This window comes from Clostridium sp. AN503, assembly GCF_040719375.1.
Lineage (GTDB): Bacteria > Bacillota > Clostridia > Lachnospirales > Lachnospiraceae > Brotaphodocola.
The window spans coordinates 2,832,476-2,846,549 of record NZ_JBFDTP010000002.1 but is presented as its reverse complement, the minus strand read 5'-3'; the positions used below and the strand labels follow the sequence as shown (position 1 = coordinate 2,846,549).

Genomic DNA, 14,074 nt, shown 5'->3' with positions numbered 1-14,074 from the left:
ATAAATACACAGGTGGTAAGATACCACTATGACAAGCATAAACGTATTCGTTATATAAGATGACTGGTAAGAAGGGGGATATTTTTGTTATGAAACATAAAAAGCCTGAAAAACGGCGCGTCAAAGCGGGGGATGTGTGCAACTATGCATTGTTTATAGGGCCCACCATGATACTGTTTACCTTACTGTTTCTGATCCCCCTGGTGAGCGAGATATTCTATTCCTTTACCAACTGGAACGGCATAGACCCTACCTTCAAATTCATGGGGATCAAGAATTACATCAGGGCGGTCCGGGACGGGACCTACTGGACTTCCTTCTGGTTCACGATCAAATTCTCCGTGTTTGTGGTGGTCATCGCCAATCTGATCGGCTTTACCTGGGCCTATCTCCTCTCCGGAGATATCCCCTACAAGAACTTCTGGAGGGCGCTCATCTATGCGCCGAGGATCATCGGAGGCGTAGTGCTGGGCTTTCTGTGGCGGTTCATTTTCCAGAATGTGTTTGTCCAGTTCGGTGAGTGGAGCGGGATCAAATGGTTCTCCCAGCAGTGGTTCACCACACCGGAATCCTCCTTCTGGGCGCTGGTCATCGTGATGACATGGTCTCTTTCGGGATACTTGATGATCATATACAATTCCGGCCTGGCAGCTATTTCGAAGGACTACTACGAGGCTGCGACGGTGGACGGGGCCTCCAAATGGAGGATGCTAAAATCCATCACCCTGCCCCTTTTAAAAGGCACGACCACAAGATGCCTGTTTATCGCCATCAACTGGGCGATGCTCCTCTATGATACCAACATCTCCCTGACCAACGGCAACCCCTACAGGACGTCGGAAGGCGTGATGATGAATATCTACGCCACCGCGTTCCGGAGCAATCAGATCGCATACGGCGCGGCCAAATCGGTACTGTTCATCCTTGTGCTGCTGGTGGTTTCCTTCGGGCAGATGAAATTGACATCGAGAAATGAGGTGACCATGTAATGAAACGAAATAGAACGATCAGGACAGCCCTGACGCTGGCTTTTGTTATATTCAGCTGTTCCCTGGTGCTGATCCCCCTGTACTTTACGGTTTTAAACTCCTTTAAGCCCTACCCGGAGATCGCGGCCAATATCGCGGCTTTTCCAAATAATGCTACACTGGCTAACTTTAAGGAGGCATGGAAACGGCTTCATTTCCCGCTGGTGCTGTTTAACACCCTGATCATCACCGTGTTCTCGGCGGTGGGGACGGTGATCTTAAGCGGGATGACCGGGTACTGGCTGGCAAGGCACCAGAACCGGCTGACGAGACTCTGCTTTGTGTTGATCCTCTGCGGTATGAGCGTGCCGTTCCAGTGCATTATGATCACTTTTGCCAAGATGATCGGCCTGATGAACCTGGGCAATAAATACATGGGGGTTATCATAAGCAACTGGACCTTCTCGCTACCCATGTCGGTATTTCTGGTGACGGGGGCGGTCAAGTCCCTGCCCATTGAGATCGAGGAGTCGGCAGTGATCGACGGGTGCACGCCCCTGAGCCTTTACTGGAGGATCGTCTTTCCGCTCACCAAGGGGACCATGTTCACCATCGTGTCCCTGGAGGTATTAAAATACTGGAACAACTACTTGATGACCCAGTTCATTTTGACAAGGCAGCAGATGCGGACCATCCAGATCGCCATGATGTCCCTGTTCAACGAGGCTCTGTTCTCATGGGATGTGGCGGTGGCGGCAGTTACCCTGTCCATCCTGCCGCTGTTCATCTTCTTCGTGATCGCTCAGAAGCAGGTGCTCAGCAGTGCGACGGTGGGTGCGGTAAAAGGCTGACGGATCAGCCTGTAAGTTCGGAAAATAAATTTGTGCGCGCAGATTTATCTGATAAACCATGGATTCAACACGAAAGGAGACTGTATTATGAAGAAAAGAAGAATGATGGCGTTATTTATGGCAGCGGCCATGGCAGTAACGGGGCTGGCGGGCTGTTCCTCCTCAGGCGATGCAGCGGCAACGCCGGCGGCGGAGAAGACGGAGGCACCGGCCGGGAATGCGGACACGAAAGCGGCGGCAGACACAACTGCGGCGGCAACGGAAGGGGCAGCAGCCGGGGCCGTCGATGTAAAGAGCCTTCCGGCCGGTTCCATCGACCTTTCCATTATGCTTCCTCTGGGGCAGTGGACCGACAACTTTAACATCCTGATCGACGCATACAAGGCGGAGCATCCGGAGATCGGAGAGATCACAGCCACCTTCCCAAGCTCCGATAAGTACGACGACTTGCTGGTATCCGCTCTTTCCGCGGGGGAGCTTCCCAACATTATCAATCTGGGCTACGGCATCCGCAGACAGGACTGGTGGCAGTACTGCGAGGATCTAAGTACAGGCTGCGCGGCTTACGATATGCTGACCAAGGAGCAGGTTGCCAACGGTACGGACGGCGAGTACGGTATGCTGGTAATGCCGATGGTCCTGGAAGGTACCGGAATCCTTTACAATACCCGGATCCTGGAAGAAGCGGGCTGGGATCACACACCTCAGACCAGGGATGAGTTACTTCAGTACTGCAAGGACCTGGAGGCAAAAGGGATCCGTCCGTTTATGCATCCCTGGGCGGAGACTTACTTAAATCTGTTCAACAACGTGGGCAATTACTGGCTGCTCAACAAGCCGGACGGAGGCAAGGCGACTCTGGCCAAACTGATGGCGGGAGAGGATGTGGACCTGGCGGCAGATCCGGAGATGACGGAGCTTTTGGATACTTACGAGCAGATCCTGATCCCCTATGCACAGGAAGGCGCCATATCTGCCGATAAATGGACCTGCCGCAACGCGTTTTTCGCTGAGGAGTGCGCGATGCTGGTGGGAGAAGGCTCCTACGAGACACCGAATATCCAGAATGCCAACCCGGCCATGCTGGACTATGTAAAACAGGACATCCTTCCGGTTTCCAACGACGCATCCAAGAATAAGATGGCGATCGCATCCATCAGCGTCAGTGTCACTAAGAACGAGGATCCCAACGTGGTTGCCTGTGCAAAGGATTTTGTCAGCTTCCTTGTAGCTTCCGACACGGCAAGGATCTGGCATCAGGAGACTATGGGAAGCCCGACCGCGCTCCAGGGCCTGGAGGTATCTGATAACCTGCCGGCCATCGCAAAGGACGTGATCGATATCAACAATGCGGGCAGGGGCGTTGAGAATATATTTGTATATATGCCGTCCTCCATTTACACAGATATGCAGGAGAACTGGGCAAGATACGTTGCAGGCGCTCAGACAAGAGAGGAGTTCCTGGCGAGATACCAGCAGATCTTTAAGGACTATAATGACGGTCTGTACGGCTGATCCTGAATACAGCAGACAGGCATAAGAGCAGGCGCCCGGAAAGATACCGGACCGTTACAGGAAAGGGTAAGATAACATGAGTAAGTATTACATTGCAAGGGCTGACGAGATGGAACAGGATTATGATGAAAACGGATTTGCGCTGACGGAGCTTTTAGCCGGCACCAACGATACCGTCAAAAACTATAAGGGCTTTTTGAAGGCAGGCGCGGAGATCACGCCGGAGCTTTATAAGGATAAGGCAGTGATCTACATGTTTGGAAAAGGAAAAGGCTATGTGGCGGATCAGAACGGCGTAAACAGCATTGAGGAGGAGGTCAGCTTTTATTTTCCGCATTTTGACAAGAACCCATACAGGATCCACGCATTTGAGGACATGGAATTTATCAGATCGGTGGTGGACATGGAGGACTATGACTGGGAAGATTACAAAAGCTCCCATGTCCGGCTGCCGTACTTCAGGCCGTTGAGCAAATGTCCCCGTTACGATCAGGACTGCAAGGGGCCGAACACCACCTCCTGGCATGTGCTGAACCCGAAGCAGCTGGGACACGTGATCATGGGCGTGGTGCGGGCTGTGGGAGAGGGGACCGATGAGAAGGGCCATCCGGCGGTGCACCAGTGGAATTATTGTCTTGGAAACGCGGATTTTAATATGACTGTAGACGGCGAGACCACCCATACAAAGGCAGGCGACTGGAGCTATATTCCGGCGGGACCGGACCACAGCCTGATCGCGAGCCGGGCAAAGAAGTGTTCTACGTGTGGTATGAGCAGTATACAAGAGGTTCCAGGGACTATATCGTGAAGCTCGCAAAGGGTGAAATGGAATAAGGGCGTAAAAGGAGTGTTTATGGACGGTTATTTTATAGTAAGGAATGAAGATATCGATGAGCGCTATGATGAGGATGGCTTCTTTATGACAGAAGTGCTGGCGGGGAGCTATGACGGGGGGATCCGGAATTATAAATGCTTCCTGAAGGCAGGGTGCGAGGTCAGCCCCGGGCTTTATAAGGATCAGACGGCAGTGTACATGTTCGGCAGCGGGCGCGGATACGTGACGGATACGAAAGAGGCTCACAATATCACGGAATTATCCTTTTATCTGCCTAACTTTGACCGGGATCCCTTTACCATCCATGCGGTGGAGGATATGGAATTTATCCTGAGCGTGGTGGAGATGAACCAGTGGGATAAGGAGAGGTATGACCACAGCCACATCCATCTGCCGTTCTTCCTCAAATACACCGACGGGCAGGTTTATGACCAGGACTGCAAAGGCCCGAATACCACTTCCTGGCTGATCATCGGCCCGGGACAGATGGGCAGGATCCTGATGGGGGTCGTGCGTGCGGTCGGGGAAGGCACCGATGAGAAGGGTCATCCGGCGGTAGCGCAGTGGAATTACAGCGTGGGAGATTCTGACTTTCACTTGAGTGTGGATCATCAGGCTCCGATCGTACAGAGAGGCGGGGACTTCAGCTTCGTCCCGGCGGGACCGGATCACAGCCTTAAAGCGGACCCGGGGAAGGAAGTATTCTATGTGTGGTATGAGCACTACACCAGGGAACGGGATTTTATGCTGACTCTCGCAAAAGGAGACCGGCTGGAAGACAAAGTGAGACATTAAGCCATGCAAGCATCATGAGATCATTAAAGACGAGGAGGCACTCAGATGGAACGAGCGTATGACAAGAATTTTTATGTGGAAAAGGCCGGGGACATTGCTGCCCGGGCGCAGTTTGACGACAACGGTTTTGCTAGGGTAGAGCTGCTGCCGGGCGTGTATACAGGTGGGATCAAGAGCTATAAATGCTTTCTGAAAGCGGGAAGCAGCATCGCTCCCGAGCTTTACGCCGACAAGTCCGTGATCATTTTCTTCGGAAAAGGCGAAGGAGAGCTGACCGACTGCGATGGGGTACATCAGATCACGGAGGTGGCGTTTTACGTTCCCTTTATGGATAAGGAAGCCTATGAGATCCATGCGGTGGAGGATATGGAGTTTGTGTACAATGTGATCGAGATGAATGAGTGGGACAAGGCTGCCTTTGACAGATGGCATATCCGGCTTCCCTACTTCCGCCTTCACAGCGAGTGCGTCCAGTATATCCAGGACTGCAAGGGACCCAACACGGAGGCCAGGATGATCCTCTGCCCCAAGTGGCATGGCAGGGTGATCCTCGGCACCACCAGAGCCATCGGGGAAGGCACCGTGGAGAAGGGGCATCCGAAGGTACATCAGTGGAATTACTGTCTGGGCGATTCGGATTTCCATATGAGTGTGGGCTATAAAGCGGAGAACAGCATGGAGACGGTGGCCCACCAGGCGGGCGACTGGAGCTTTATCCCGGCCGGAGCCGACCACGATCTGGTGGCGGATCCGGGCAGGGAGGTTTACTACATCTGGTTCGAGCATTATACGGACGAGCAGGCCATGGCAAAGATGTAACAGCAGTATAAAACAGGCAAACGGCGGTTTCACGGAGGTGCAGGCCTCGCGTCTGGAAACCGCCGTTTCTGTCTGGGAACGATCCGTTAAAAAAGAGGGAGGAGATCATGATGGGCGTGAAAAAACGGTTCAGAGAGAAAAATATAAATATGCTGGAGGGAAGCCCGGCCCGGCTGGTGATGCTGTTTTCCGTCCCGCTGGTGTTCGGCAATATCTTTCAGCAGCTGTACTACATCACCGACGCGGTCATTGTAGGGAAATATATCGGTATCCAGGCCCTGGCTGCGGTCAACAGCTGCTCCTGGATCACCTGGCTTTTAAACGCGGTTGCCAGGGATCTGTCCAATGCCCTGTGCATTCTGGCCTCCTACAGTGTGGGCGAAAATGACCGGGAAAAGCAAAAGCGGATCGCCGGCAACGCCTGCATGGTCACCCTTGGGCTTTCGGCGTTTCTGACGGTTTTGGTGGAGAGCAATCTGACCGGCATCTTTGTCCTGTTTAAAGTGCAGAGCAATATTGTGCAGCTGACCAGGGACTATTTCTCCATCCTCATGTGGGGGATCCCGCTGGTGCTGATCTACAACGTGGCCGCGGCGCTTTTGCGGGCGGAGGGCAACAGCAGGATCACGTTCTGCGCGGTCTCGGCTTCCACTGCCATCAATGTGGTACTGGATCTTTTGTTTATCGTGGGATTTGGTTGGGGCGTCAAAGGCGGTGCGCTCGCCACGGTCATTGCCCAGTCCGCGGCTATGATGATCACCCTGATCCCCTTTATAAAGAGCGGGATGTTCACGCTGAAGTTCTCTTACTGGAAGCCGGATAAGGGGCTTATGAAACAGGTGGTAAGCCTCTGGGTCCCGCTGTTCGTAAACAGCGCGGTGATCTCCATCGGCGGCAGTTTCGTTTCCAGAAATGTAAATGCCATAGGCCCGTTTTTTACGGCGGGGATATCCTCCGCCACAAAGATATTCACTGTGCTGGAATCGATCATCATGGCTGTCCAGACAGGGCTTTCCATATTTATCGGACAGAATCTGGGCGCGGAAAAGCTGGACCGGGTCAAAAAAGGCCAGCATCAGATTGTGCTGTTGGCTCTGGGCCTGTCCCTGTTTCTGAACCTGGCTGTGCAGCCCCTGGCGTCCCATCTGGTCAGCATCTTTCTCTCGCAGGATGATCCGCTGTATGTCCGCACCCTTCACGTGGCCGTGACCGATGTGAGAGTGATCACCCTGGGAATGTTCATCATGGCGCCGATGTATCTCTACAGGATCGCGATCCAGACCCTGGGCCATCCCCGGTATCCGATGTATGCCGGCTTTTTGCAGCTGACCGCCCGGATCTTTGCGGTGACCGTCCTGCCGCCGTTTATAGGGGAGTACGCTTACTACATAGCCACGATTCTTGCATGGGCCGTAACGCTGCCAGTGGTTATGATTCCGTATTACCGGTATGTGGGGCAACAGAGGGGAGGGTTCTTTTGCCGCCATTGGTAAAGCATGCGGAATCCCAGCTTTTTTGATTGACAGCCTTAACCTGCCGTGTTAAGATATCCATATCTTTTTCAGATGTAAATCTATACATCTGGAATCCAAGCGTATCCAGGGTAACCACTCCCGTTGATGCGTCTTTGCCGAGAGGCATCTTCATTTCGGTTTTCCGGGTGGCGGAAGGATTCATCCTGCTGACGGGAACAACTCCGACAATGAACGTTACATTTTGTATATCTTATTTTATTTAGGAGGATTTGCCTATGACTACTATGGTGAAGAAGGACAGTTTGAGCGGGCTGAGAAAGCATTTCCCGTCCCTGCGCACAAGAAAGGAGATCCTGGCGGTGATCGCCGCGGATCCAGGACTGGGCGACACATTTTACCGGTGGCCGCTGGAGACCCAGGAAGAATTTTTAGGGTGCTGCTCCGGCGCCAGAGGGATGAAGGTCTTGTATGACGGCGTATTTAAGGAGATATTTAACCCGGAGACTACACCGGAACGGCTGGAGCGGCTGCTTTATCTGCTTTTGGGCCGGCGGGTATCGATTAAAACGGTGCTGCCCAATGATTCTGTGCGGCTGGGGGCGGAGACGTCGCTTCTGTATACGGACATTATCGTGCAGATGGAGGATGGCAGTATTGGGAACATTGAAGTGCAGAAGATCGGCTATGCGTTTCCAGGAGAACGGTGTGCCTGCTACTCAGCGGATCATCTGCTGCGGCAGTACAAACGTGTCAGGGGAAAGCGGGGGAAGCATTTTTCTTACAGGGACGTAAAGAATGTCTATACCATCGTGTTTTTCGAGAATTCCCCGCAGGAATTCCATGAGTTTTCTGATATTTGGATGCATAAGTTCAAGCAGCAGTCGGACAGCGGGCTGGAGATGAATTTTTTGCAGGAATATATCCTGCTGCCGCTTGACATTTATAAAAAAGCCATGCAAAATAAGAGTATAGAAACTGAATTGGAGGCATGGCTCGCATTTTTATGTTTTGATGCGCCGGAGCGGATTGAGGAACTGATCACCAGATTCCCGGAGTTTGCGGAGCTGTATCAGCAGATTTGCGACCTTTGCCGGAACACAGAGAAGGTGATGAGCATGTATTCTAAGGAATTAGAGGAATTGGATCATAACACGGTGCTGTATATGATCGATGAGATGCAGGCGCAGATTGACCGGCAAAAGGCAGAGCTGGAGACGCTGAAGGCGGCAACGGATAAGCAAAGAGCGGAATTGGATTGGCAGAAAGCAGAAATGGATAAACAGAAAGCAGAAATGGATAAACAGAAAGCAGAAATGGATAAACAGAAAGCAGAAATGGATAAGCAGAAAGCTGAGGCGGATAAGTTGAAGGCTGAGGCAGACAGGCAGAAAGCTGAAGCTGACAGGCTCAGGCAGCAGTTAGCCTGTCAGAAGAAGTAACAAAGAGACATCAACAGAACCGTAACTACAGAGAGCGGCGGCGCAGTCTTCGGGCTGCCGCCGCTGTATTATATGACGATAACCAATAGCTGTATTAAGGAGGATAAAAAATATGCCGAATCGTTACACGGTAATTGATGAAACAGGCTGGGACCGGGCGATGCACTGTATGATATTCCGAAACAGTGTTGAACCGGCATTTTGTGTGACCTTTGAAGCCGACATCACAAAATATAAACAGGTGATCAAAGAACAGGGGCTTTCTTTCACAATGGCAATGGTATACGCGGTCTGCAAATGTGCAAATGAGATCGAAGCGCTCCGATACCGGTTTGTGGATGGCAAGGTGGTGCTGTTTGACAGGATCGATACCGCGTTCACTTACATGAACCAGGAAACAGAACTGTTCAAGGTGGTCAATGTCCCCATGGCAGAAGATTTAAAAACGTACTGTGAGCTGGCGTTGAAAACGGCGAGGGAGCAGCAGGAATATTTTACTGGCCCCTTGGGAAATGACGTTTTTCAATGTTCTCCTATGCCATGGGTTACGTACACTCATATCTCACATACGAATTCGGGAAAAAAAGACAATGCAACCCCTCTGTTCGACTGGGGGAAATATTACGAAAAAGACGGCAGAATCCTAATGCCGGTCTCCGTACAAGCCCATCACTCATTTGTTGACGGCATACATATCGGCAGATTTGTTGACAAACTGCAATATTTTTTAAATAACCAGTGACATTCTGAATCATCCCGGATGGGAGGCGGGATTTTGCCGTCCCTTCTCCCATTCTGATCATTTCTTTCTTAATTCTATAAAATGCACAAAATTACCCTGCAGGATTTATACAATTAGACGAAACATTCAAAAGAATCATATAAATACGAATCGTTCATATAATGCCCTTGAAAAACGCTCATAAAAGTGATAATATTTATCCATAAGAAACAAAAAAGAACATATAATCAATCATATAAGGAGGATATTAGAATGAGCAAAGTAAGTGAGATGACCCGCGAGTCCTGGATCATGAGCACCTTCCCGGAGTGGGGGACCTGGCTGAATGAGGAGATCGAGAATGAGGAAGTAAAGCCGGGGACTGTGGCTATGTGGTGGCTGGGATGCACCGGGATGTGGTTCAAGACCCCGGGCGGCTGCAACCTGACCATCGATCTGTGGTGCGGGAACGGAAAACGCACCCATGGCAACGGCAAGATGGCGGTGGGACACCAGATGGCGAACATGTGCGGTGCCAGGGCAATGCAGACCCAACTTAAGAGCGGTTCCGTTTGTGATCGATCCCTTTGCGATCAAGCAGGTAGACGCAGTGCTGGCAACCCATTACCATCAGGACCATATGAGCGCCGAGTATGCAGCACATGTTTTGCAGAGCGGTATGATGACGGTTGATGAGAACGGCAGGGAGATCCCGGTTCCGTTTATTGGCCCGAAGAAATCCGTGGAGACCTGGGTGAAATGGGGAGTTCCGGAGGACCGCTGCATTACCGTGCGCCCTGGCGATACCATCAAGATCAAAGACGTAGAGATCGTAGCCCTGGATTCCTTTGACAGGACCTGCCTGGTAACGACAGATTCCACCGGAGCCGACCGTGAGGAGCTGACCGGTGTCTGCCCGACAGATATGGACGACAAGGCTGTAAACTATTTGATCAAGACCCCGGGCGGCAATATTTACCACAGCGGTGATTCCCATTACTCCATCTATTTTGCAAAACACGGCAAAGATTATGATGTGGATGTGGCGTTCGGTTCTTACGGAGAGAATCCGGTGGGCATGGCCGACAAGATGACCTCCTGCGATATCCTGCGCATGGCAGAAGCGCTGCGCTGCAAGGTTGTGATCCCGATCCACTATGACGTATGGACCAACTTTATGGCAGATGTAAATGAGATCCGCGTGCTCTATGATATGAAGAAAGACCGTCTGGATTACAAGTTTCATCCGTTCTTCTGGGAGGTTGGCGGCAAATATGTATATCCGACCGACAAGGACAAGAGAGCTTATCACCACAGAAGAGGTTTTGAGGACTGCTTTGAAGCGCCGCAGAACATCCCGTTCCGCTCCTGCCTGTAAGAGCCTTGCGGGAACAGGCAGATACAATAAATTTAAATCAAAGGGGATAATATAAATGTTAAGAGAATTCGTGGAATCAAAGCATTATAAATTTGCCGAGGAGGCGCCCGACTGGCGGGAAGCCATCCGCATGAGCTGTGAGTCTCTGGAGGCGGATGGGACTGTGGAAGCAGATTATAAGGACCAGATCATTTCCTGTGTGGAAAAGTACGGTCCCTACATAGTGATCATGCCGGACGTGGCGATGCCGCATTGTCAGGAAGGTGCAAGGGGAGTGCACAAGACGACGATCGGGTTTATGAAGTTGGAGAAACCGGTCAGCTTTGAAGAGGGCGATCCGGAAAAGGATGCGAGATTGTTCTTTACGCTGGCTTCCTGCAACTCCGACCAGCATCTGGAGAATATGACGAAGCTGTCAGCGGTGCTGATGAACGAAGATGTGGTAAAGGAGCTTTTAGAGGCAAAAGGCCCGGAAGACCTGCTGCGGATTCAGGAAAAATATCTGGATAATTAATCCGGATACAAATTGACGGGAAAATGGAAAAAGAGTAAAATGGGGGTAATAATATGAATTTTTTAATGAATATTTGGTCATATTTTGCAGTAAACGTATTGCAGCAGCCGGCATTTATGATCGGTCTGATCGTTATGATCGGTTACATTCTGTTAAAGAAACCGTGGTATGACGTGCTTGCAGGTGTGATCAAAGCGATCGTGGGCTACCTGATCTTAAGCGTAGGCTCTAGCGGACTGGTAAACAACTTCCGTCCGGTGTTAGTAGGTTTAAAGGACCGTTTTAATATGGACGCCATGGTGATCGACCCGTACTTCGGTCAGAATGCGGTTACCGCAGGCGTAGAAGAAGTATTTGGAAAAGCGTTTGGCAATGCGATGATCCTGCTGCTGATCGCGTTCATCGTAAACATCCTGCTGGTCCGTTTCAGCAAATACACGAAGCTCCGTGCATTGTTCACCACCGGTCACGTACAGGTGCAGCAGGCGGCAACGGCATACTGGCTGATCCTGTTTGCCTGTCCGTTCCTGATCGACAACAATGCAGGCCTTCTGGTAGTGATGGCCCTGATCCTGGGTGCATACTGGGCGGTTGGTTCCAACTTGACCATCAAGCCGTGCCAGGAGCTGACTGACGGCGCAGGCTTCTGCCTGGCCCATCAGCAGATGTTCGCCATCGCGCTGAACACCTGGATCGCCGAGAAGTTCTTTGGCAAAAAGAAAGACGGCAAAGAGATCAAAAAGATCGATGATCTGGAGCTTCCGGGCTTTATGTCTATCTTTAACGAGAATATGGTATGTACTTCCATCCTGATGGTCCTGTTCTTTGGTGCGATCCTGTGTATCCTGGGACGTGATTATCTGGTATCGCAGGGCTTCTTAAAAGAAGGCGCGAGCATGCTGTTCTATGTGATCCAGACCTGTTTGTACTTCTCTGTATACTTAGCGATCCTGCAGCTTGGTGTAAGGACCTTCGTTACAGAGCTGACCGCATCCTTCCAGGGTATCGCGGATAAGCTGCTCCCCGGTTCTCTTCCGGGCGTGGACTGCGCAGTTGTATTTGGATTTGGTTCCGCCAATGCGGTTCCGCTGGGATTCTTGGCAGGCTTTGTCGGGCAGATCCTGGCGATCATCGCACTGATCGTTTTAAAGAGCCCGGTACTGGTTATCTGTGGATTCGTTCCGGTATTCTTTGATAATGCAACGATCGCTATTTTCGCCAACGAAAAGGGCGGTATCAAGGCAGCCCTGATCCTTCCGTTCATCTCCGGCCTGTGCCAGGTATTCGGTTCTGCGATCATCGCAGGCTGGGTAGGCATGGCGGCTTACGGCGGATACTTGGGCATGTGGGACTGGGCAGTGGTATGGCCGGTAATGACCGCACTGATGAAGTTCTTAAGCTATGCAGGCGTGGCGCTGGTGGTAATTGGCCTGCTTGCGATCCCGCAGATCCAGTACCTCAAGGATAAGAAGGGATATTTCCTGATGACGGAAGACTACGAAGCATATAAAGAGTTAAAAGGAATTAAATAAAATCTATACATAAATGAAGGAGGATTATGATCATGGCAAAGGACAATATGAGTTTTCTGGTATGCTGCGCAAATGGGGCAGGTTCCAGCCTGATGATGAAGATGACGATGGAAAAGGTGCTCAAGAAGCTGGGCATCAAACCGTCCAAGGTGCATCACTGCGCGCTGTCAGAGGGAAAGACCGCAGCCAACCAGTTTGACGTAGTATTCTGCGCCCAGAACTTTGCAAACATGTTTAAGGATGCGGAGAAAAAGGGAACGACGGTGATCGGCCTGCGCAATATCATGTCTGCCCAGGAGATGGAAGACAAGATGCGGGAGCACGGGATCATCTGATCAGATTTACGATCCATCAAGGACACGGGAGGGGACAGAATTGAAGAGAGAGCGGGAGTATGTGGACAGCAGGAGAAATCAAATTCTGGAAATGATGCAGACCAATCCGTCGGTAAGGGTGGATGAACTGGCGCAGAAGCTGGGGGTATCCCTGATCACAATACGCAGGGATCTCCAGTTTCTGGAGGATCAGAAGCAGTTGAGGCGCGTTTACGGGGGAGCGGTCGCTTCCCCGGACGCGGAAAATGAAGTCCGGACGTACAGGAAGCTGATCGCCAGATATGCGGCGACTCTGGTTTCATCTAATGACAATCTGTTTATCAACACCAGCCGGAATGCATTAAAGATGCTGGAATATATCCAGTGCAGCAATGTAACGGTGATCACCAACAACGGGAAAGCAATCGGCTGTAATTATCCGCCCAGTGTCAATGTGGTGCTTACAGGAGGGGAGCTCCGCCATCCAAAGGACGCGATGGTTGGGGATTTTGCACTGCGCAATTTAAATCCGATCTATGTTAAAAAAGCATTTCTTGGATGTTCCGGAATCAGCGCTGAGAATGGGATGACGACGGAGATCTTTAACGAAGTGAGCATCAATGAACTGATGATCGACCACGCGACCCAGGGGGTCTATGTCCTGGCCGATCACACGAAGATCGGAAAGAACAGCAGCTTTATCAGCGGGCCGATCGAGAAGATCAAGGTGTTGATCACAGATGAGAAAGCGCCGGAAGAGCCGCTTGAGCTGATCCGGGACAAAGGCGTCATTGTGTATCAGGTGAGGAAAGCGGATTTCTGACCGGAGATGGCAGGCGGCACTGCGCGCGGACAGGTTTATGCCAGTCTGAAAGAACGCTGTTTTGTAGAGAATCAGGGAAGATAGAATGGAGAGAT

At 51.3% G+C, this 14,074-nt stretch carries 13 protein-coding genes and 1 pseudogene; all 14 read left to right on the top strand.

Features of this window, described 5'->3' with window-relative positions; all coding sequences use genetic code 11:
- The first annotated feature begins 89 nt into the window (after positions 1–89).
- Positions 90–989, top strand: a complete 900-nt coding sequence (locus AB1I67_RS20495) for a sugar ABC transporter permease (protein WP_367032082.1) — start codon at positions 90–92, stop codon at positions 987–989.
- Positions 989–1,819, top strand: coding sequence for a carbohydrate ABC transporter permease (locus tag AB1I67_RS20490; RefSeq protein WP_367032080.1), 831 nt, complete (start codon positions 989–991; stop codon positions 1,817–1,819). Before AB1I67_RS20495 ends, AB1I67_RS20490 begins: the two co-directional genes overlap by 1 nt.
- Positions 1,820–1,906: 87 nt before the next feature.
- Positions 1,907–3,334, top strand: coding sequence for a hypothetical protein (locus tag AB1I67_RS20485; protein WP_367032078.1), 1,428 nt, complete (start codon positions 1,907–1,909; stop codon positions 3,332–3,334).
- Positions 3,335–3,410: 76 nt separating this feature from the next.
- A complete protein-coding gene (locus AB1I67_RS20480; RefSeq protein WP_367032076.1) occupies positions 3,411–4,142 on the top strand; it encodes a hypothetical protein in 732 nt (243 codons plus the stop codon).
- A 45-nt stretch (positions 4,143–4,187) separates the two neighbouring features.
- The gene (locus tag AB1I67_RS20475) at positions 4,188–4,964 is read left to right on the top strand and encodes a hypothetical protein (protein WP_367032074.1); all 777 of its coding nucleotides are present in this window, start codon (positions 4,188–4,190) and stop codon (positions 4,962–4,964) included.
- 45 nt (positions 4,965–5,009) lie between these two features.
- Positions 5,010–5,783 (top strand): hypothetical protein, encoded by a 774-nt coding sequence (locus AB1I67_RS20470; protein ID WP_367032072.1) that lies wholly within the window; start codon positions 5,010–5,012, stop codon positions 5,781–5,783.
- A gap of 107 nt (positions 5,784–5,890) precedes the next feature.
- A complete protein-coding gene (locus tag AB1I67_RS20465; protein ID WP_367032071.1) occupies positions 5,891–7,276 on the top strand; it encodes an MATE family efflux transporter in 1,386 nt (461 codons plus the stop codon).
- A gap of 257 nt (positions 7,277–7,533) precedes the next feature.
- A complete protein-coding gene (locus AB1I67_RS20460) occupies positions 7,534–8,697 on the top strand; it encodes a PD-(D/E)XK nuclease family transposase (RefSeq protein ID WP_367032069.1) in 1,164 nt (387 codons plus the stop codon).
- A gap of 112 nt (positions 8,698–8,809) precedes the next feature.
- A complete protein-coding gene (locus AB1I67_RS20455; protein ID WP_367032067.1) occupies positions 8,810–9,439 on the top strand; it encodes a CatA-like O-acetyltransferase in 630 nt (209 codons plus the stop codon).
- Positions 9,440–9,691: 252 nt separating this feature from the next.
- A pseudogene (ulaG, locus tag AB1I67_RS20450) lies at positions 9,692–10,796 on the top strand (L-ascorbate 6-phosphate lactonase).
- Positions 10,797–10,851: 55 nt separating this feature from the next.
- Complete coding sequence (locus AB1I67_RS20445) at positions 10,852–11,310, top strand: PTS sugar transporter subunit IIA (RefSeq protein WP_367032066.1); 459 nt, start codon at positions 10,852–10,854, stop codon at positions 11,308–11,310.
- Positions 11,311–11,363: 53 nt separating this feature from the next.
- Positions 11,364–12,842 (top strand): PTS ascorbate transporter subunit IIC, encoded by a 1,479-nt coding sequence (locus AB1I67_RS20440; protein WP_367032063.1) that lies wholly within the window; start codon positions 11,364–11,366, stop codon positions 12,840–12,842.
- Positions 12,843–12,874: 32 nt separating this feature from the next.
- Positions 12,875–13,177: a PTS sugar transporter subunit IIB gene (locus AB1I67_RS20435; protein WP_367032061.1), complete on the top strand. Its 303-nt coding sequence runs from the start codon at positions 12,875–12,877 to the stop codon at positions 13,175–13,177.
- A 40-nt stretch (positions 13,178–13,217) separates the two neighbouring features.
- Positions 13,218–13,979 carry a DeoR/GlpR family DNA-binding transcription regulator gene (locus AB1I67_RS20430; RefSeq protein WP_367032060.1) on the top strand — a complete coding sequence of 254 codons (762 nt, stop codon included), beginning with the start codon at positions 13,218–13,220 and terminating at the stop codon, positions 13,977–13,979.
- Positions 13,980–14,074: the final 95 nt, after the last annotated feature.

Coding starts and splice junctions, on each gene's coding strand:
- AB1I67_RS20495 (WP_367032082.1), top strand. CDS start 90: ATGAAACATAAAAAGCCTGAAAAACGGCGCGTCAAAGCGGGGGATGTG.
- AB1I67_RS20490 (WP_367032080.1), top strand. CDS start 989: ATGAAACGAAATAGAACGATCAGGACAGCCCTGACGCTGGCTTTTGTT.
- AB1I67_RS20485 (WP_367032078.1), top strand. CDS start 1,907: ATGAAGAAAAGAAGAATGATGGCGTTATTTATGGCAGCGGCCATGGCA.
- AB1I67_RS20480 (WP_367032076.1), top strand. CDS start 3,411: ATGAGTAAGTATTACATTGCAAGGGCTGACGAGATGGAACAGGATTAT.
- AB1I67_RS20475 (WP_367032074.1), top strand. CDS start 4,188: ATGGACGGTTATTTTATAGTAAGGAATGAAGATATCGATGAGCGCTAT.
- AB1I67_RS20470 (WP_367032072.1), top strand. CDS start 5,010: ATGGAACGAGCGTATGACAAGAATTTTTATGTGGAAAAGGCCGGGGAC.
- AB1I67_RS20465 (WP_367032071.1), top strand. CDS start 5,891: ATGATGGGCGTGAAAAAACGGTTCAGAGAGAAAAATATAAATATGCTG.
- AB1I67_RS20460 (WP_367032069.1), top strand. CDS start 7,534: ATGACTACTATGGTGAAGAAGGACAGTTTGAGCGGGCTGAGAAAGCAT.
- AB1I67_RS20455 (WP_367032067.1), top strand. CDS start 8,810: ATGCCGAATCGTTACACGGTAATTGATGAAACAGGCTGGGACCGGGCG.
- AB1I67_RS20445 (WP_367032066.1), top strand. CDS start 10,852: ATGTTAAGAGAATTCGTGGAATCAAAGCATTATAAATTTGCCGAGGAG.
- AB1I67_RS20440 (WP_367032063.1), top strand. CDS start 11,364: ATGAATTTTTTAATGAATATTTGGTCATATTTTGCAGTAAACGTATTG.
- AB1I67_RS20435 (WP_367032061.1), top strand. CDS start 12,875: ATGGCAAAGGACAATATGAGTTTTCTGGTATGCTGCGCAAATGGGGCA.